At 55.6% G+C, this 19,634-nt stretch carries 12 protein-coding genes; 2 read left to right on the forward strand and 10 right to left on the reverse strand.

Annotation, left to right across the window (positions count from 1 at the left end; translation table 11 throughout):
- Positions 1-50: 50 nt before the first annotated feature.
- Positions 51-353: a hypothetical protein gene (locus C4Q26_RS08405; RefSeq protein ID WP_104882973.1), complete on the forward strand. Its 303-nt coding sequence runs from the start codon at positions 51-53 to the stop codon at positions 351-353.
- A gap of 37 nt (positions 354-390) precedes the next feature.
- Here C4Q26_RS08405 and C4Q26_RS08410 read toward each other — a convergent pair whose 3' ends face one another.
- The 10 genes from C4Q26_RS08410 to C4Q26_RS08460 form a co-directional block, all read right to left on the reverse strand.
- Complete coding sequence (locus tag C4Q26_RS08410) at positions 391-3,222, reverse strand: ATP-binding protein (protein ID WP_104882974.1); 2,832 nt, start codon at positions 3,220-3,222, stop codon at positions 391-393.
- A 19-nt stretch (positions 3,223-3,241) separates the two neighbouring features.
- Entirely contained in the window at positions 3,242-4,600 is a 1,359-nt protein-coding gene (locus C4Q26_RS08415; RefSeq protein WP_104882975.1) for a DNA-processing protein DprA, read from the reverse strand.
- The gene (locus tag C4Q26_RS08420; protein WP_104882976.1) at positions 4,597-6,693 is read right to left on the reverse strand and encodes a RecQ family ATP-dependent DNA helicase; all 2,097 of its coding nucleotides are present in this window, start codon (positions 6,691-6,693) and stop codon (positions 4,597-4,599) included. The genes C4Q26_RS08415 and C4Q26_RS08420 overlap by 4 nt, the downstream gene beginning before the upstream one ends.
- A 41-nt stretch (positions 6,694-6,734) precedes the next feature.
- Entirely contained in the window at positions 6,735-9,680 is a 2,946-nt protein-coding gene (locus C4Q26_RS08425; protein WP_104882977.1) for a DUF1156 domain-containing protein, read from the reverse strand.
- Positions 9,677-10,417 (reverse strand): retron system putative HNH endonuclease, encoded by a 741-nt coding sequence (locus C4Q26_RS08430; protein ID WP_104882978.1) that lies wholly within the window; start codon positions 10,415-10,417, stop codon positions 9,677-9,679. Before C4Q26_RS08430 ends, C4Q26_RS08425 begins: the two co-directional genes overlap by 4 nt.
- Complete coding sequence (locus tag C4Q26_RS08435; protein WP_104882979.1) at positions 10,414-11,778, reverse strand: AAA family ATPase; 1,365 nt, start codon at positions 11,776-11,778, stop codon at positions 10,414-10,416. Before C4Q26_RS08435 ends, C4Q26_RS08430 begins: the two co-directional genes overlap by 4 nt.
- Positions 11,775-15,302 (reverse strand): helicase-related protein, encoded by a 3,528-nt coding sequence (locus C4Q26_RS08440; protein ID WP_104882980.1) that lies wholly within the window; start codon positions 15,300-15,302, stop codon positions 11,775-11,777. The genes C4Q26_RS08435 and C4Q26_RS08440 overlap by 4 nt, the downstream gene beginning before the upstream one ends.
- Before the next feature lie 182 nt (positions 15,303-15,484).
- The gene (locus tag C4Q26_RS08445) at positions 15,485-15,949 is read right to left on the reverse strand and encodes a hypothetical protein (protein ID WP_177429829.1); all 465 of its coding nucleotides are present in this window, start codon (positions 15,947-15,949) and stop codon (positions 15,485-15,487) included.
- A 490-nt stretch (positions 15,950-16,439) separates the two neighbouring features.
- Positions 16,440-17,429, reverse strand: coding sequence for an inovirus-type Gp2 protein (locus tag C4Q26_RS08455; protein ID WP_104882981.1), 990 nt, complete (start codon positions 17,427-17,429; stop codon positions 16,440-16,442).
- 334 nt (positions 17,430-17,763) lie between these two features.
- On the reverse strand, positions 17,764-17,994 hold the full coding sequence (locus C4Q26_RS08460; protein WP_104882982.1) for an AlpA family transcriptional regulator: 231 nt from the start codon (positions 17,992-17,994) through the stop codon (positions 17,764-17,766).
- A gap of 540 nt (positions 17,995-18,534) precedes the next feature.
- Here C4Q26_RS08460 and C4Q26_RS08465 point away from each other — a divergent pair.
- Positions 18,535-19,386 carry a hypothetical protein gene (locus tag C4Q26_RS08465; RefSeq protein ID WP_104882983.1) on the forward strand — a complete coding sequence of 284 codons (852 nt, stop codon included), beginning with the start codon at positions 18,535-18,537 and terminating at the stop codon, positions 19,384-19,386.
- Positions 19,387-19,634: the final 248 nt, after the last annotated feature.

The raw sequence follows: 19,634 nt of genomic DNA on the forward strand, positions 1-19,634 counted from the left end.
TTGTCAGTCAGGCAGAATCCACCGCCCATTCGAAACACAGCCAAGCACCGATGAAACTACTCAACACCTACGACGACCGCGACGAAGCCGAAGCAGCTGCTGAAAAGCTCATCGGAGAAAAGCGTCTGGCCAGCGAACGCGATGCTACCGTGGTCATCTACAACCTATTCGGCATTCCCAGCTGGGGTAATTTCCATCGCCTTGGCATGTACAACTTGGGCGAGCTGAAAGGCCTACTGGATCGCCGTGAGGCTTGGCAACCAGCCGATCAGGCACGACACGCTGAGATCCTCGCCACACTGAAAACCGTCGCCAAGAACTACAGCATCGAAATCCCGGCTCACTGGCCATAGCGGCGGGCGTCAACTAGGGCGCCCACCGCGAACACCGCTACTCAAACTCGTAGGTATTCACCTTGAGCACGTTGCAGTTCTCCTTAACCGAGCGCTGAAGCGAGTCATCGAAGCCACCTGAACTGCTGGCCTGGATATCAATGGAAATGGTCACATTCACGCCGTGCTTCGCCGAGAACTGCTGAATTACCTCATCGACCAGCGTTGCAAACTGCATCTTGGCTTTGATCGGATCTAGCTCGGCGCTGGCATAGAACTGCGTCGGCAGTGCCTTCACCACCGGAGCATCCACCGAGCCTCCTGAGCCATCCAGAGCACCAGCACCGCCAACCGATCCAGCAGAGCTACCAGCGGGAATGTCATGGATCAGCTCGCCTGCGGGGATCTGCACTGTGGACGCCGCATTGGCCGCTGCCTCCTTGGCTCGGAGCGCCTCTGCATAGACCGATGCCACACCCGGCTCAATCAGTAGGCAAGAGCCATCGAGAATGACCGAGGTCGACTTGCCATATACAAACCCCGGATAGCGGTCGCCCTCCCTGCCCTGCGCTACAGCGAAGAAGTCCTTACTCTGCACACCTTGGTTCAGCGTGCGGACAAATACCTGCTCATCGCGAAGACGCGGTAGATAGAGGTAACAGCAGGTTTTCTGCCATACCTCCAGGGCACCAGCCTCAGCAACACCATCCTTCCAGAACCAGCGTTTGAGCATGTTCGAGAGATGGATCGGAGCCCACTCGGTGATCAACAGCTCGTTTTCCCGCAGGACTTTTTCAATTTCCTGCGACAGGTTGGCAGCGCCAGGATTTATGGCATAGGGCTCCCAGACAATCTCCGTCAGATTACCTGCATGCTGCACGGGGACCAGCAACCATTTCCAGGTTTCACGCAAGCTACGATTCAGTGTTTCCCGGGCCTGCTCCAGACTGACCGAAGCATTCTTGGCCATCAGATTGTCGAGCGTCAGACGGTTGTCCTTATAGTCGCTGACGATAGACTCCCAGGCCAACACTGAACGCGCGTGATCTTTCAAGCGGCTTACGTTGTCGGCATCGGCCGCCAGGAAAATCAGGCGATTTTGCTTTTGCCGTGGCTGTTCACCACGATTTTTAAGGATCTCCAACGCCTTGTTCAGCGCAACATTCGGCCCGGTTTTGCTGTACGGCGAATCAGGCGCCAGCACCACCAGGCGGAGCGTCCAGTCGTCTGGCACATCACCACTGCCAGTGAATACGTGCACACCACCAAAACAGCCGCCAAGATTATTCAGGCGCTGACGTAGGGTCGGGAACACATCCTCTCGATCCTTGAAGCGCTTCTTACGCTCCTCCATCTCGCGACGCAGGTTTGGGCGCGTGTCGAACCAGTAGCGGTTGTTGGCGCTGTTCAGGTAATGCAACTTGTCACCCAAGCGACGCAGTGCATCTTCGTACAGGCCGAGTTGCTGCTCCGGCTGAGCGCTGCCCAGCAGCACGCGCTCAAGCTCGATACCGCGAACCAGCTGGCTGGAGGTTGTCGGCGCACTACCCAGGAAAATCGTACGCGCAGTCCGACGACAGGCGTGCACAGCACCAAGGCGCGCATCGTGGTTCTCAATGGCGACGGTTTCGGCGCGCGGCCCATCGATATCCCGATCCACCACCGGATCCCAGCCTGCTGGCAGGTAATAGGTAAACTCGTTGCGAGTGTCGGTATCCGAAAACGGCAGGCTGCCTGCCATGATCAACGGATCGTTATTTCCGTCTTTCCACAGGCTGTAGATGATCTTGGCCATCATCTTCAGGACGCCACGGGTACGCTGGAAGTTATCGAGGCTCGACCAGTCGTCATACAGCCGGTCAAAAACCTCCGGATGAATCGGATAAGCCTGCTTCAGGCGCTCGTAATAATGGCTTTCCTGAGTTTCCGAGGGAAACTTGCCGCTGTGGGCAATATAGAAATCCGCAAACTGGCGGCACACTTGCTCGGCGGCTAGCTGGTCATTGATTCGGCTGAACAGTCGGCGACGAACGATCTCGAACGCCTCCTCCGTGGCCACCGGTTTCCACAGAGCCTGCACACGGCCGAAGTAGTGCGACAGTGCTTCCAGGGCACGCACGCCACGCTGACTACCAGCCTCTTTTTCGGACTCAGGCAACGAGGCCAACATCACGGCCGTCGGTACAGCCTTGAGCGCCTCAGTCAGAGCCTGGATAAAGGTCAGGTTGGAGTCAAAGGTTCCGCCGACCAGCGAAACGCCTTCCTCGAACTGACGGATGTAGGCCACCAGCTCGTCTACCAGGATCACGCACGGAGCATAACGGCTCAGCAACGTAACCAGCACATCTTTACCCGGCGAAGTGCCAGACAAGTCAGCGTCAGCCACCAGTGCATAGCCCTCTTCTCCGCCCAGTTGCCAGGCCAGTTCACCCCACAACGAGCGCACTGAACAGGCGCCATGTTGCACCGGCTGGTTGGGGGAAGACTTGATGCCATCAAGCACCGCTACACGCGCAGGAGCCAGCTCGTTAACACCTGCTTTGTTTAGAATCGTGCCTACGCCTGGCATCTCGCTAGCCGGCAACTTGCCCTGAGCGAGGTGATAGACCGCCAGCATGGTGTGGGTCTTGCCGCCACCGAAGGCAGTCTGCAGCTGAATGACAGGGTCACCGCCCTTGCCAGACAAGCGCTTAACCACCGAATCCAGCAACAGACGCATGCCCTCGGTAATAAAGGTGCGTTGGAAGAAAAGTTTAGGATCTTGGTACTCCGCCGCCGCCGTACCGGTGTGGACACGAGTGATATCGGCAGCGAACTCCGCCTGAACAAAAGTACCGCTGCGCACGTCTTCATGGGGTTCGGCGATAAGGCGCCAGGGTTTCAACGACATTAGATAATCCCTTCAAAAATTAATCGAGGCCAAGCCCCAGCTGCCCGACAGATTCACCGGCTGTTTCTTCAGCAGCTACGTTTTCTAGCCCAGAGTCTTTCATAAGCTGATAGCGCACAGGCTTTGTCAGCTTCTGCACACGCCCTTCGTCTACCGCTTGCTTGAGCCAATCATTGATCTGTTTCTTTGGGACGTCCCACCGCTCTGCCAACTCGTCCGCTGTGACAGCTGCATGGATGCACGCCATTTTGCTGAGGAAGAACTGATAAAAACTCATTTCAACAGCATCGGTGTTCGGCTCAGAATTCGCTTGAAAGCCCTGATCATCCTGGCCACTGATTGGGTAGGATGTTTGAGGAGACTCTTCCTCAGCGACATTCGGGACTGATTGCTCTATATCGGTAACAGCAACCCCGCTAGCAGCAGAGAGCAAATCGGCAGCAACCGGATTGGAAGTGGCTGACGCACACAAGCTCTGTATATCCAGATGCTCGATTGCCCCCTCCAACCAGTACCCACCTTCTGATACCAGCGCCTGGTTGCCGGATTGAGCATCCTGAGCTGGCTTGACCCACAAAGGCACCCAGGCCTTTTTCAGGTTTTCAGTCGCACCGCTCCAGGTCCCGCCTTTCGTATCAGAACGAACCACCACCGCCGCTTGGCTCAGGCAGTAGATGTACTTATTCCGCGCCATGGCATTTCCGGCGTTGAAACCAGCTTCAGGATAAAATGGCGAAACCAGCACGAGATTGTTGTCCATCAATCCCTTCCGCCACTTGCTGGCCATCGCCGCCGACAGCAGGCTATCTGCCATAATGCCGATGACGGTTCCATCCTGTTTCAAACCACCCAACATCGCAGCCTCATCGACGCCACGCGCGCCCCCCGAAACCACAGACAAACCTGCCACCGCAATACGCTCACCCAAGGCCGTGGCGAAACCGAGGTCCGCGTCATCCGCCTTGCGTGCACCAACCACACAAACACCCCGCTGATTCAGCAAGCGCGCATTGCCACAACCGAACAGAACAGGGGGAGCACTGTTACGCAGCCGCTGCTTGAGCAGCTTGGGATAGTCTGCATCCGAGCGAGTAAGCACCCATATCCCTGCGCGACTCCATTTCTCCAGGGCCAATGCCAATGCATGCCCTCGCCCAAGCAGCTGCTCGATGCGCTCTAATGAGATCTTGTCATCTTGCCAGCCCTGCAACACTGCACGCGGCTCAGCCGTCACCAGGTCTGCAGGCGTCTTGCCTTGCTCGTTGAGCCACAGTGCGAAACGCCCCCACTCCGTCGGAGAAAGCGGTTTGGCGTAGCCAGCTGACTTCGAGAAGTAAGAAGTCAGCAGCAGGATCGACTGTGTATTGGTATTTATCATGCCTTGCTTGCCGTAGATGAAATTGCCAGCGGATAGACAAGCCCGCTACCCGCACGCCTAAGCAGTGCAGCAATAACGGTCATCGTCCAGCCTGAATCGATCATGTCATCAACCAGCAGTACCGGGCCCGATGGGATGCCTTCGCCTGCTGCGAACACACCATCTAAATTCCGGCACTGGTGGAAGCGATTGTATTGCCACTTCTGCGGCTCATTCTGCCTGACCTTGCTTACGCACTCGACAAAGGGAATCCTCAGAGCAGCCGCCAGCCGCCGAGCGAATTCAGGAACCAGCGTTGGATGCCCCAGAGAAGGCACACAGCACAGCCACGTGGGCTTGGGCTCGGGCCGCCAACGCGCTTGGATCATCTCCGCCATAGCAGCAACCAACGCGTCATCAAATTGGCCTCGTTCCTTGCCGTCAGCCGCTAAATCTCCCCAGCCGCCATCGCGCCATTGCGATAGCACACGCCCCTCTTCGGCCTGAAGATGAGGAGGCAGGTTCGTCGGGAAACCGTAATGTTGAAAGCCTCCCTTGGCCACCTGCTTCTTGGGCTTGATGGGGAACTCGGCATGCCGAATAAAGGTCGCGGCCTCATGTATCAGTCTGCTGTCCACAGTACCGGACACCAGCGCCTTACCCAGACAGTTTGCGCATTTACCGCACACCTCATGCTCCGGGTCGTCAAGCGCAAAGCGTAAAAAAGCCATCAGGCAGCCAGTCTCATTCAGATAAGCCTGCACCTGCTGCCACTCCTGCTCACGTAGCGAGGTGAGCTGAGCAATTCGCTCTTCATCAAGCTCGTAAGGAACCGGTGTGCGATACCACTTGCTGCCGATCTTGATCAGCGGTGCAGGGTTTTCAACGCTGAGCAGCTTAACGATCTTCTCAATCTGCCCATGAGCGAGGTTGCTGTGCTCCTCCAAATCACGAAGCGTCAGTCCATCATGACTTGCTAGTACACCCAGTAAGTGCCGAACTTGGCCAGCCGGTGGGAAGGCCGAGCGCCTGAAAAAAGCATGAATTTTCTCGTCTTCCTCTCCAGACATCAGCAGACCGAGCGAATAATCGATCGCCCGCCCTGCTCGACCAACCTGCTGGTAGTACGCAACGATGGAGCCAGGCGCCTGGTAGTGAATGACAAAGCCAAGATCCGGCTTGTCATAGCCCATACCAAGCGCAGTGGTCGCTACCAACACCTTGATGTTATTCGCCAGCAACTCATCTTCCAGGTGCTGACGGTATTGGTCACTGTTATCGAACTCGGGGTGGGCTACATCACTGTGATACGACGCTGCACTGATCCCATTCGCGCGCAACCAGCGAGCGACCTGCTCGCTATCACGCTGAGTGAGCGTATACAGAATGCCAGTACCCGGTAGCGTCGGGATGGTTTGAGCCAGCCATGCCAAACGGCTCGCTTGATCCGGCATGGGCAAATTCTGCAACGCAAGACTCTCTCGAGTCAGCGTGCCACGCACGATATGGATATCACCAAACTGCGCCTGAATATCCTTTACCACACGATCATTGGCTGTAGCAGTCGTCCCCAGGACAGGGGTATTGGCCGGGAGGAACCGCAGAATGTTGACGATGCGCCGGTAATCCGGCCGAAAATCATGCCCCCAGTCGGAAATACAGTGCGCCTCGTCAATCACCATCAGGCCGATACGATCCGCGATTGGCTGAAGAATGGTCTCCATAAAACCATCGTTCGACAGCCGTTCCGGAGAGATCAACAAGCAATCGACATGATCGGCAAGCACCGCCTGCCGAGCTTGCTCCCATTCATGGGAATTTGTGGAATTGATGGTGACAGCGTTAATGCCCAGCCGACCAGCCGCCTCAATCTGATTACGCATAAGCGCCAGCAAAGGCGAGATGATAATGGTTGGCCCCTGCCCTCGATCACGCAGAATCCGCGTACTGATAAAGTACACGGAGCTCTTGCCCCAGCCTGTGCGCTGGACAACCAGCATTTTCTTGCGCTGGTTGACCAGAGCATCGATAGCCTCCCACTGTCCATCCCTAAATACGGCTGCCGCATTACCAATAGCGACTTTCAGCAGCCTCTCAGCATCGTCCCGTTGCATCCCTTTATTCCTTTACGTCAATTCATCCCAAAGATGCTGCGTTAAATATCCAATGCGCCTTGGCTGCCGATGTGACCGGCTTCCTGGCTGGCCTGTTCGATACCGAGCCAAGCGCCCTGGAGTTCGTTATAAGCACGGGCCTCCTCGGCCCAGCCCTGGCGTTCGCAAAGGGTGTAGAGGCGATAAGTCAGCGCAGTGAGGCCGGCTGTCTTGTCGGGCATGCGTGCGAGCAGCTGGCCCGCGGCGGTTTCACCGTCCTGGTTGAGGGCGCGAATCAGCTGGTGCAGGGCTTCCCAAACCGGCACACGGTTGTCGTCCTCCGGCGACCAGTCACGCGGCATCTCTGCCCACTTGAGCAGGCGCAGATTACCGCTGGTACTGTCCACCACCCCGGCATCCACCAGGCCACCGACGCTGGTGCCCTTGGCCTTGGACAAGACCTCTGCATCACCGTACTTGCCTGTCGCCCAGCCATGCTGCTCGAACCAGGCAAGGCAGAACTGGGTGTCGTGATCAAAGTCGTCTTCGCCGATAAAGCGGTTGATCAGTTGCAGGGCGCTGCGCACGCTCATCGGCGAGCCGTCGGCTTCCAACACGGCGCTATACTTGCTGAAAACTTCCATGCCGGGGCCAATAATGGCCTGGGAAAGGTCGACCGGGGCCACCGGCGAGTTGATGCCGCCACGGGTCATATCCAGCAGGGCATCTGGCAAGGTGGCGTTGAGTTCGCGGATAAATTCGCGGCGAGAGACAGTAGGCGCATCGACGGCACGTGGGCGGCAGACCAGCACGATGCTGGAGGCAAGCGCGTTGGTACCGGAGCCAATCATGCGGTTGCCCAACTCTGTACGCATAGGCCAAGTGCCAGTCAGAGCGAAACCTGCCTTAAGCACGGCAGCGAGGAAGGTTTCCCAGCCGGTGCTAGAGGTGCCGGCCTCAGCCTTGGTTTCCGCCTGCTTGAAGGCATAATAGATGGTCACCGGGAAGACAGGATGAGCAAGCTCGGCCAGATTGTGCATGGCGGCAGTCATGCCATCAAGGAAGAAGGCTTCAGCTTTTTCCTTACTCCCATGCCGGTGTGGGGTGGCCACCAGCTCCTCAGCCTTGGGTACCGCCAGGGTGGCATATAAACTAGGGAAGATCGGGCGTAGCGAGCGGCGCAACCAGACGTAGAAGAAATCCGACAGGTCTGCGTAGCCGATATTGTCGTAGTACGGTGGGTCGGTAGAGATAAGCTTGTTATGGCTGATGCTTTGGGTCTGAGCATCAAACTGACAGCCATGCCCGCCGCTAGCCGTAACCGAGAAATAATCCAACGGCGCAGTCAATGTCTTCAGCACCGTCCCCATGCTGCCCACTGAATCACTGAAGAAATTTACCTCTGCAAAATCCCACGTCATCGGCAGTGCCTGACGACCGAATGTAACTCGTACTGTCGCCACACGAGCAGAGCGACCAGAAGCGGTCTTGGTTGATGTGGGACCAGAGTCCCATGTGCAGAGAGACGACCCCTTGTCAGCAAGCTTTCCGATAAAAAACCCCAGATAAATACCAATAGCCTGCGAATAAGCCGTAGCACCCGTACCGCCCTCATCCAGGCCCAGACCATCATCGGCCATGCCGGCCGCCAGGGCATCATCATGCACGCGGACGATGGCCTCCTGTACCAAATCGGAGAAGCTGTTCAACGCAACCAGCTGCCTGGGTGTAAAAAGGTCACCCCAAGTTGTCATTCCGTAAGGGGTACAATTCCCACCAGTCATACGCGAAGGAATATCCGCAGTTGGTTTCCACGGCTGGGAAGCGGGGATTGAAATCGCCTCATGCTCCGCTGTGGGCTCAAGATAAACTCGCCCGCGCAGCCCCTCAGCAACAATTGCCATCAGGCGTACGCCCATGCGCCCCGCCTGACCTTCCGCCTTGATGTAATCGCCACTAATCGGTGTCTGCGAGAGCAGACACCGAAAGTTTGCTCCTCTGCCATGAGCCTTGGTGCCTGCCTGGGCATCAACTGGCGGTGTACCTACCTTCACAAAAAATCGGTAACAATCACCCTTCAGTACTGGCTCGACCCACGCACCTCTATCCACCATGTTCGATAGGACAAAAGATGATACCAGCGGGACCTCTGCATGGCTGAACGCCGGGTTGGGGCTTTTTACCGTACGCGCCCACAACCAAGCGATGACCGTGAGCTTTTCACCTTGGTACTGGGCCAGATCCGGACGCTCGGCGACCATTTCAGCAGTCACTTCAATCTGCGGGTAGAGCTGGCCGATGCGCTTCTGTGCTTTTTCACGCATCCAAGCACCATAGCGGCGCACATCCTCGGCCAAACCCTTCGCGCCCGACCAGTCCTCAAAGGCATCGCGGGTTGCGCGCTTCTTGCTGCCCTTGTCACCGGCGATTTCCTGCCCGACAGGAGCACGACCGGCGAACTTGGGCGGAATCTCGATCATCGCCTTGTTGATGGTCACCGCCACCGGATTGAGGTCGGAGGCGTAGCTTTCTAGGCCGAGGCGCTGGGCTTCAAGCGGCAGCGCACCACCGCCCGCAAACGGATCATGGAAGCCCGGCAGCTTTTCTGGATTGAACAGCTCGGCAGCCAGCGGATGGCTTTTGTTCAGCTCACACGTCTCGCGCCAGCTCTTCCAAATCTCCGCCCGCGCTCGACCCAGCACCTCTTCGTTATTGGTATTCTCCCACTGCACCAGCTCCTCAATGATCTTGAACAGGCGCTCACGCTCAGCCGCAGCCTTTTCCTTGTTCACTCCGCGCCCCAAATGACGCTCGTAGCCAGGGTCATTGACCATCTGCGCAAAGATCACAGCCCGCGCCGCCGCCAACGGCCGCCGCGCCCACCACAGGTGCAAAGTACTGGGGTGACCATGACGGATGGACTTTTCACGGGCCGCTGCGACGTTGATCGCGTCCAAAGGCAGTGCGACTTCGATGAGTTTTTTCGGGGTTTTGATGGGATAAGTCATATCAAGTCCGGGGCATTCTGAAGCAGGATATCTTCGGCAATACGGCCAAAGAACTGGCGGGTCAGGCTAAAAAAAGGGCTTAGAGCACGATTGCGCGGGACCAAATCAATGGAAGCGAGACAGCCCAGGTCCATTTCATTGGCAACGTGGTCAGTAAACAAGTCGTCCAGCTCACCCCACCAATTGCGGCGCTTGGTCACTAGGTACGGGCTGTTCAGATTAAGCAGGTCGATGGTGTAGCGGGCGCGATCTGTGCCCACGGCATCCAGCCCACTCGCGGGGACAATACGTCCGTCTGACAGATAAGCAAAAAAGTGCGCACAGTCCGCCTGATGCGGCGGAATGAATCGCTGCATATCGACAGATCGCTGCTTGCCAGGAGCATGACCACCGAATACAGCCTGCGGCTGATTTGCTACTGGTTGAGCGGCAACAAAGGGCGAAAGTTCATCACTCTCCAAGGCACTAGCAGCGAGATTTGAATAATCGAAAGTACGTTGAGGATGCTGTTTTTTGTTCTCCACATGCTCTATGTGGTAACCCAAGCCATCTACGTCAGCACGCATCTCGCTATAGCAGCACAGCTGATATTGCTCATAAAGCAGGTAATCCAGCACATCTGGCTTATGACCAAAACTGCTCCAACGGCTGGTCGCAGTTTGATCCGTCTGTGGTGGGTTGGCGTGTGACTGATTTAAATGGTATCCACCATTCCCTTGCTTGCGAATATGCCTCATCCCTTAAGCGCCCTTTGCCGCACAATACTGCGTTGCAGACGCTGCAGCTGTGGATGTTGCTCGCCGAAAGCATCAATCAGCTGTTGCATCAAGCCCGGAGCACTCGGCTCACTATCGTACCCCCCCTGATCGACTATTTCAGTCAACCGTTCCAGATCTGACTTCTCGACCACAGGAGGCTGAGGGTCTACCAGCATGACACTGTGCATCACATCGCCGCTGGGCTCACCATACGTAGCCGCCAATGGCAGACCGACAAAAGACCGCCCTGCGGAATCCGTACTAATTACGCGAACATTCTCGCGCTTGACGGTGCTCAATACCTGAGGGCTGTGCGTGGTAACAATAAATTGAGTATTCGTGAATGTTTGCATCAAGTCGGTCACGATACGCTGCTGCCATCTTGGGTGCAGATGCAAGTCCAGCTCATCGATCAGTGCAATCGCTGGCATGTCCAGAGGATTAACTCCTTTCTGGCTCGGCGGTAGGCCACAACTGTTGGCCTCCGTCATGCGTCGCGCCAAATCCATTACGACGCCCAACACGATGCGATAGCCATCGCTTAACTGTCCAATTCTCAGCGTTCGAACTTGACCATCTGGCGTTACGTGATCGATAACAAAACGTAGCGGGCGAATTTCTGTTCGAGGACTCTTTAAGCTTGGTAGTACTCGTTCAATGGCGCTTCGAACAACTTCTAAGTCAGAGTTTTTGTAATCAAAATCACGACGTTCTTTCTGCTCGCGCCGCTCCGCATCTTCCATGGCATTGAACCATTCAAATGCAGATCGGAAACGTGCGTCAGCCTCTAGCGCACCACTTAGCGCATCAAATCGAGAAAACTTCTTCTTGAAGCCACGACGACGCTGAACCTCTTCCCTAATGGCTCGGTTGGTCCCGTAATATGCGATGACCGGAAGAAAATATGGCTGCTGCTCTGCCTCAGCATGTGCGAGCCCTAAGGCTAATTCATCAATTTCTTTAGTACCCTTTGGCAACAAAGCCAACAGGTGCTCCGAAAGCTCATTTTTAATATCAGATGCTGTAACTGAGCCATCACGTCTACGACCCGTTATCCAGATAACAGCCTTCTGGTCAATCGTATTTACTTCCCAACCCAGCATCGTAAACGGAGTAGCGCGCTCCCCATTAACAACGCGCAGGTCAGTATCTTTGATGGCAATGCCTTTGACCCCAGGCAATTTAGTCAAATAGCGACCAAAACCAATCGCAATCGCGTCCAAAATAGCGGTTTTACCCGCCCCATTTTCAGCAACAATCACTGTCAATCGTTTACCAAAACTCAACGATAACTCTTCAAAACAGCGAAAATTCTTCAGATGAAGTCGTTCGAGCTTCATAGGCTCTCCTCCGGCTTGATCGCTCGGGATAACAGCTCACCCATGTCGTAATTGACACTGGCCACACCGAATTCCGGTTCACTTTTGAACGGGTGCTTTATGTAATGCGGACCGTCCACCTGATCACCATCTACAAGCACGATGGCGAGGATGTATTTCTCGCCCTGGTTGTAGCTGGAGAAGATCTCATTCTTGGTCACAGTGACAGTGGTTGAGCCCTTTATGCGTCCTTTGACCTCGATATGACGGTCATCCTTGATGCTGCCATCGGCGGCAACTGGCGGACGCGCAGTGATGTCCCAGCCACATTTCTCGGCGGAAACATCCTTCACGGTATGCCCCAGTGCCTGTTCAACTGTTATGACGGCACGCATAGCAGACCACTCGATACGCGAGCGCGCCTCGGCATCTGCGCAGAACGCAGTATCGCCTTGGCGTTGAGCCAGCAGTCCTGCAGGAATCACCAGTGCTCCGCCAATCACCACAGGGGTGGCAGAGCTGACTTGTTGCATGGCCTGTAGCTCACGTGTGCGCTGCTCCAGTCGAGCGGTCAGCTCCTCATAGCGGCGACGTGCATTTCCCGGCTGCATGCGCGGCTGCTTGCCTGCAGCCACGTCCTCACTGAGCTTGAGGTAGCGATCTGACCAGTAGTTGATTTCTTTGACCAAGCGCTCATGTACCGCTGCCAGCACGCGCTCGGCCTGACGCACAACACGGCTTTTCACTTCGTTGAAGTGCTCAGGCACCAGTTGTTGCGATGCATGTTGTAGCGCGACATTTTCTAGATTTTTCTGCAGCCATGATGCGTTTAGCACGTCCTGCACCAGAGCAATTTCCTCCGGCTTGATCGGTAAAAAATCAAGGTGCGGCGCCCAGCCCGCATTGCTGCTTTGGCCCTGCGGGTCGATCTCCACAAATTGTAGACGGCGCGAGACGATTTTCGGCTGGTCAACACCATGGCTCGCGCTCTCACGCACGCTGTGATCGAGCATGAACAGCACTTTAGGGACTAGGCTGTCGTCATTGGGATCGACTAGTACCGAGCCCTGCTTGAGCTTGCCACGGTGAGCGCTGAGAGTGATATCCGTCAGTGCCTGCATCAACGGATGACCAGGGTGGATCAGGTCAGCCATGGGTTTTCCCGGCACGCGCACCTGCTCTTTCTCGAAGCAGATGCGCTCGTACTGCTTGAGCACAGGCGTACGGGTTTCACCGATTACCCGGTCACGCTCGCGCAATGCGGCCGGTACGTGACGAATCTCGTAGCGCGCAGGCTCGCGATTGCGCAGCTCACCACCTACGCTGATGAAGGCTTCATTGAAGAATGCGCGGATGAAATAGGGCTGTAGCTTGCGGGCTTCGGCCTTCTCCATTTCCTCTTTGACGGCATAAAGCTGGTCGAGGCTCATGTGCTGCTCAACCAGCGCGTTGCGCCGAAGTATTTCGCGCAGATGCTCGGTGTCCAGCGCCCCTTCGATGACCTGGCTTTGCCGTGCACGTACTTCGGGCGAGTCGCCGTAACGAATGGCTTCGATCAGCAAATCCTTTAGCGATACGTTGTCGAAGGCCTCGCCCAGGATGTCGAACACCTTACCGCCCAAAGCCTGCTTTTCGATTTCCAGCTTCTCGAACAGCTTCTGGAACACCTCACCCTCGCGGGTCTCATTGGCGACGATGTTCCACAGGTGGCAGACCTGATCCTGGCCGATACGGTGAATACGGCCGAAACGCTGTTCCAGCCGATTGGGGTTCCAGGGCAGGTCATAGTTCACCATTAGGTTGGCATTCTGCAGGTTGACGCCCTCACCCGCCGCATCGGTGGCGATCAGCACTAGCACGCGCGAGTTGTGGCGAAACTCTTCCTGCACCTTGCGCCGCTCGTCACGATTGGTACCGCCATGGATGGTGACGATGGCCTGCGGATCCCCAAGCATGTCGGCAATGCGTCTGACCAAGTAATCCAGGGTGGCGCGATGCTCGGTAAAGATGATCAGCTTGCGACGACTTTCTCCGTTGTACATCTGCGGGGAGTCCTGCAACAGACAGGACAGCTCTTCCCACTTACGGTCACTGCCCGAGGCCACGAGGCGCTGCGCCTGCTGTTCCAGGCCCTGGAGTAGACAGATTTCAGTTTCCATCTCAGCGATGGTTTCTGCAGCACTGGCCTGGTCAACCAATTGGTCGGCATACAGCTCGTACTCGTCTGCGCTGAGTTCGTCTTCCATGTCGTCGAGATTGTCTGGCACCTCGATGCGTTTTTTTACCAGGTACTCGCCCAGCACACTGGCGACACCACGCAGGTGCAGCTTCTCTTCCTCGACTCGATTCTCCAGACGCTTGCGACGATTGCGCAGGGACTGATAGATCGCCTCAGGACTTGAAGCCAGACGGCGCTGCAGTTGTGTCAGGGCAAAGCCGACGTTGCTCTTATGCTGACCATCGAGACGATCCGCCAGGTTCATCTGATTGCGCACATACTCAGTCACGTCGTGGTAGAGCGAAGCCTCTAGGTCAGACAGCGAGTAATTGGCAGTGTAGGCACGTCGCTCCGGGAACAGCTTGGTGCCGTCGAACTTAAGCAGTTCTTCCTTGACCATGCGCCGCATCAGGTCGGATACGTCGACCTTGTGGGCTCCCTCGCGGAACTTGCCGTAGAAGCGATCGCCATCGAGCAGTGACAGCCAGATCTGGAAGTCTTCTTCCTTTCCGTTATGCGGAGTGGCCGTCATCAACAGAAAGTGTCGGGTGATCGAGCCGAGCAGCTCGCCCAGCTCGAAGCGCTTGGTCTTGTTGACCTTGTTACCAAAGTAGTTGGCCGACAGTTTGTGGGCTTCGTCGACGATGATCAGATCCCAGTCGGTATTCTTGAGTTTGAGCTGGTAGTCCTCATTGCGCGAGAGCTGGTCAAGGCGGCAGATGAGCAAGTTTTGCTCTTCGAAGTAGTTGCCAGTGGCGCACTGTTCCTGCTTCTCACGGCTGAACACTTCGAACTTGATACCGAATTTCTCCAGCAACTCATCCTGCCACTGTTCAGTCAGTGAGCCGGGCGACACCACGAGGATACGCCGAGCATCGGCACGCATCAGCAACTCGCGAATCAGCAGACCGGCCATGATGGTCTTGCCAGCCCCGGGGTCATCAGCCAGTACAAATCGCAACGGCTGACGAGGCAACATGGATTCGTAGACGGCGGAAATCTGGTGCGGCAGCGGATCGACGTTAGAGGTGTGCACTGCCATCATCGGGTCAAAAAGGTGAGCCAATTGGATACGCCAGGCTTCAAGGCCCAGCTTGAAATCGTCTCCGGGGGCATCAAATGCCCAGGCCTTGCCCGCCTGGGCTAGCTCCAGGCGAGCTTCATCGCTACGGAAAAGCATCTGATCACCGTAGCCACCCGCACTCTTCTGGTAGACGACGCTGATTGCCGAGTCACCGACCTTATCGACGCTGATGACCTTCACCACCTCGTCGCCATGCAGGCCACGAATCTGGGAGTCTTTGGTGATGTCTTCCAGCTTGACCATTTAGGCATCCAGATAATCGTAAAATTGATGAGTTTACTTGGTATGACGGCCATCGACACTCGATTTGGCCTGGCAATTTAGGGTCAAAGCGAATGTTAAGTACTCGCCAATTTCTTACTGAAAATCTGGTACGCAATCCTTGGACATTGGCGTTTTCGCCACATCACCGCGCTCTGTGCAGATCAGGCTGATGCGCATGTCACCCTGCAGAGCGGCGGCGTAGTTGGCATGGGTGTCATCGAGCTCAACTGCGGATCCATTAACTGGTTTACCCCACCACACAGAGTGACATAGGGGTTGCCGAACAGATCGGCATTGATGCTATCCGCCACTCCGGTCACTTTGAATCGCTTGTCCTTGAACTGTTGATCAGCCGCGACCGTGTTGCGGTCGTAGGCTTGAGCCAATTTCTGGGCCCCGACTTCAATCAGCGGCTCGGATGTGGCAACAACCTTGGCCGGCTGGCTCTGGCCGCTCATGACAGCCTTCGAATTGCTGGCTAGACAGTCACTAACCAGGGAAAGCCAAGCAAAGCCAATTACCCGGCTAGTGGTGCTATGATCCTGACGCAGCAGGAACCAGACGACGATGATTGGAAACAGAAGAATGCCCACTCCGAGCCAGAAGCCAACGCTGCGGATAGTCATTCCAGGTTTCCACGACATCTAGCTGCATCAGCGGCAAACGATTCGGGAAAATAATCGGTGACAGGTGACGCTTCAGCGATGCCCGAGCCGTGACTCGTTCAGATGAAACTCTTCCTCCGGGCAGCCTGAGGTTTCCTCAGGATAATGCGGCTGTATACCTGCCACTGCTGGCCGGAGCGATCATCGGAGGCATCTTCGGCAAATGCCTGATAGGCCAGCACGCAGAGGTAGGAAAACGATTCCAGCAGGGATAAGTGCCCAAGCTGTTTTCAGTGTTGATATTCCTTTCATAAACCGATTGGTAATGCTGCCGGCATCGCTTCCCTTTCTCTGTCATCCACAGCACTCACGCTAGCCTTAGACTCCTGACCAGAGACTAAACCGTCGGCCAACCAAGACTCCACAAGCACCGTGTTAGCACCCTGCACGCTGGCAACCCTTCGAATCACCAGCGCGAACTTGAGCCATAAACCCCAACCTACCTGATGAGTTACGCTCGCCGGGGAATGGACAGCTTAGTCATCCCGGAAACCCTCCTTGTCAGCCCCTTACGCAAGCAACGAGCGCCTACCGGCTTGAGCCGCAGATGTTGATCATTCTTGACCAGGTAACGCATGGCGTAATGCACGTTATCCCGCGCGCTCAGGTCACGCCTATGGATCAGGCCAATCCCCAGTCTGTCTTGATGTTTATCTTTTTCGAGGTTGCAGTTGTTGAAGCAACCCTGACCACGGGTGATGCGCTCCCACAGCTCACCGATCCGCTGTGCCCTGTAGATGTCGGCACTCACTTCAGCGCCGTTGAAGAAGAAAGCAGCATGGATGTGATACCCACGATCCTCGCCTTGTTCAACGCTGCAGATGTAGCCAGTTTCATGATCGAAAATCAGGTTACGTTCACGCTCAGCAATCAACCGATTCAGGTCGTCGAAAACGCGCTCCACACGCAACCTAACTTGGGCTTCAGTTCGATAATACAGATCAACCCTGACCACGCAGGTACGGGCGTAGCGATCAAGCACGGTATCAACATAGCGGCCGACCTCGATCTCTTGCTGAATCGCCTGGTAGCGCTGGTCGTGTTCCCTACGCTTGAATCTCTTTTGGGTGAGGAGAGTACGGATGCTCTTGGTCAGCTCGTTCAGCGCCTCGCTGATGCTCAGATAGCGCGTTTCACTCTCGTTCAAGCAGGTAATGCCAAAGGGACTGCGCTCAACCCCAATGGCCTGACAGGCTTCCTGAAAAAGGCTCAATTGCCAGCTGCATTGATACTCCGCATCACAATGGAACAACGCGACCATCTGCATGATCCCATCGAAGTATTTTGACAGCCTGGTTTCACTGACCTGCTCATCACCATGCTTCGAGTATGTGATTCGAAAGGCTTGGCTGTCTGTACGCTGGATGGCGTTTATGAGGCGCTCAATCCGGATAGCGATATAGGATTGAGATCGAACGGTTCTGGTGTTTCGCTTGGTCATGATTGTGTACCTGATTGGGGTTCGCATACCAGGTACGTGTTGTGTATTTTTTAACTGATGACCTAACCCATAGGCCGGGTAATAGCGCTCGTGTTGCTATTAGAGCTCAGGCTATTGGATGGTTATAAATTGATAGCCTAGAGCTATATAACTGGATCCCGACCCAAGCCCCAGCGGCCATCCCAGGCTGGCCAGGCAATGGGGAGCAACATTGCCGAGCCTGCCGAGAGATTTACCGATCGGCCTCCAGGGAGAGTTAGCTGAGAGCGCTGGGCTTTCCAGCGGCATAAACGCCATGACCAGCCTTAGCCGATCATGGCGCAGATGGTCATTTCTAGCTAGCCACGCTTAAGTGGCTGGTCGGGCGCAGCACAGTCCCGCCTGCCAGGTCCCGCTCCTCGATCCTTGCCAGGATCCAGTCATGCACTTCGCTATCGACCCAGCCGACGCAGCGGTCGCCCAGTGACACCGGTTTCGGGAAGGTGCCTTCCGCGATGTATTTGTAGATGGTCGACCGGGCAAGGCCGGTCGAGTCAATGACTTCTTTCAGACGGATGATCCTCATGAACGGGGCTCCTCGTATTCGTTCAGAGGATTGGCAGAGCTGGTAAAAAAACACTGAAGAACTGATCCGCAGGCGCTCATACAGTGCACCTTCAAGCTGTGAACGTACATATGTACAGCGCTCTGGTCCCGAGCGCTGACTCAAACCCTGGCCCCACCTTGTGACTACCCGACCTCATTCAGAAATCGCCTGGACCCACGCCACGCCCAGCAGGGCATCCGGCCTGAGTTTGTACATCAGACCAGTCTCACCCTAGATGCACTTTCGCCCGCCTGAGCGTGGCTACCAAGCCATGCTTCCAGCAGCGCGTACTGTGCTGAGCTCTCCTATTTCACAATGAAAAGCTAAAAGAGACTCTGAAGCCTGCAATAACCTCAATAAACCCCAATGAAATCTGGAGATAATTAAACAATATGATTCTAGAATCGCCATAGAATAAGCATAGAAATCAGCAAGAATCTATCTAGATCAGCAATAGAATCAATGTAGAATCATCTAGATTTTGCCCCCATAGCCGCCCCTAGATCCAGATGAGATGACATGGAAATCAACAATCGCGCATCCAATAAGGATGCGGACAGGCTGAGCGAGCTCCTCCAAGAGCCTCATCGAAACCATCGCCACGACATCTGGTTGTGGCTGTTCCTCTACTACTACAGAGAGGCCAGGCTTGATCTCAGAACCTGCAACGGCCTCACCATGCGTGACGAGATAGCCAGGGCCCTGAGGGGCGAGAGGTTCTTCCAGTCCCGCATCCCTAGACAGAAGGACCGATTCCTACTGCCAAACGAAAAGCTGGACTGGATCGAAGAGGATGAACGGCAGTACCGGTGGCTGATCCGCGAGATCGAACAGATGACTGACCTGCGCCTGCATCGCGGCCTAGTCCACCTCACTGGCAAGGATCGCCTCATCGCCATGGTCGACCTTTGGGATGTCGATATTGCTGAGAAGGCGTCCCAGGTCGATGACCTTCACCGGGACTGGCGTAGGCACAAGGCGAAGGACGTCGAGTTCGAGTGGTTTGCCGATAAAAAGGAGAGCGAAAGGCGCTGTGCTTGCGCCTGGGAATGGCTTGAGAAGAAGCATTTGTCACCGCTATCCAGGCAAGCGCCAATCAGCAACCACCAAGAGCTGCTGATGTTCTTCGACCATGCTGATGTAGGCCGTTACGAACGGGCGGCGATGATTCGAGAGATCAAGAAGCGATGGGCCCGTAAGCAGTTCGACGAACGCGCTGCAGACAAGAAGCAGGTCAACGTCATACTCTCGAAAGCGGTGATCGCTCAGCTTGATGCGCTAGCTGAGACGCATGGCGTGAAACGCGCTCAAATCATTGAGAACCTAGTGAGGATGGAGGCTGACGCTGGCTTATACCTCGCCGATGTTTGAATACCGCTCCACCGGCAGAGACCACGAGATCAGCCACAAGGAGCGCCACGGGATCCTGAGCTCAAATCCAGCCACTCGGTATTCCAAAAGGTATTCCAATCAAATATCAAACCGGACTTTTCTAACATATTCCAACAAGATAGCTAATCGTTTCAGATTCCCCCGGCCCAACTCTCAAACAAGAAGCCCTTTCGGGCGTTTTTTCTTTCCCGGGTCTGGGGTTCGGGGTCTGAGAGCCAAAAAATCAG

Source organism: Pseudomonas sp. SWI44 (assembly GCF_002947915.1).
GTDB classification, from domain to species: domain Bacteria; phylum Pseudomonadota; class Gammaproteobacteria; order Pseudomonadales; family Pseudomonadaceae; genus Aquipseudomonas; species Aquipseudomonas taiwanensis.

Bases quoted from the DNA above. Each gene is read 5' to 3' on its own strand.
- C4Q26_RS08410 (WP_104882974.1), bottom strand. From the start codon at position 3,222: ATGTCGTTGAAACCCTGGCGCCTTATCGCCGAACCCCATGAAGACGTG.
- C4Q26_RS08415 (WP_104882975.1), bottom strand. From the start codon at position 4,600: ATGATAAATACCAATACACAGTCGATCCTGCTGCTGACTTCTTACTTC.
- C4Q26_RS08465 (WP_104882983.1), top strand. From the start codon at position 18,535: ATGGAAATCAACAATCGCGCATCCAATAAGGATGCGGACAGGCTGAGC.
- C4Q26_RS08435 (WP_104882979.1), bottom strand. From the start codon at position 11,778: ATGAAGCTCGAACGACTTCATCTGAAGAATTTTCGCTGTTTTGAAGAG.
- C4Q26_RS08405 (WP_104882973.1), top strand. From the start codon at position 51: ATGAAACTACTCAACACCTACGACGACCGCGACGAAGCCGAAGCAGCT.
- C4Q26_RS08445 (WP_177429829.1), bottom strand. From the start codon at position 15,949: ATGACTATCCGCAGCGTTGGCTTCTGGCTCGGAGTGGGCATTCTTCTG.
- C4Q26_RS08455 (WP_104882981.1), bottom strand. From the start codon at position 17,429: ATGACCAAGCGAAACACCAGAACCGTTCGATCTCAATCCTATATCGCT.
- C4Q26_RS08440 (WP_104882980.1), bottom strand. From the start codon at position 15,302: ATGGTCAAGCTGGAAGACATCACCAAAGACTCCCAGATTCGTGGCCTG.
- C4Q26_RS08425 (WP_104882977.1), bottom strand. From the start codon at position 9,680: ATGACTTATCCCATCAAAACCCCGAAAAAACTCATCGAAGTCGCACTG.
- C4Q26_RS08420 (WP_104882976.1), bottom strand. From the start codon at position 6,693: ATGCAACGGGACGATGCTGAGAGGCTGCTGAAAGTCGCTATTGGTAAT.
- C4Q26_RS08460 (WP_104882982.1), bottom strand. From the start codon at position 17,994: ATGAGGATCATCCGTCTGAAAGAAGTCATTGACTCGACCGGCCTTGCC.
- C4Q26_RS08430 (WP_104882978.1), bottom strand. From the start codon at position 10,417: ATGAGGCATATTCGCAAGCAAGGGAATGGTGGATACCATTTAAATCAG.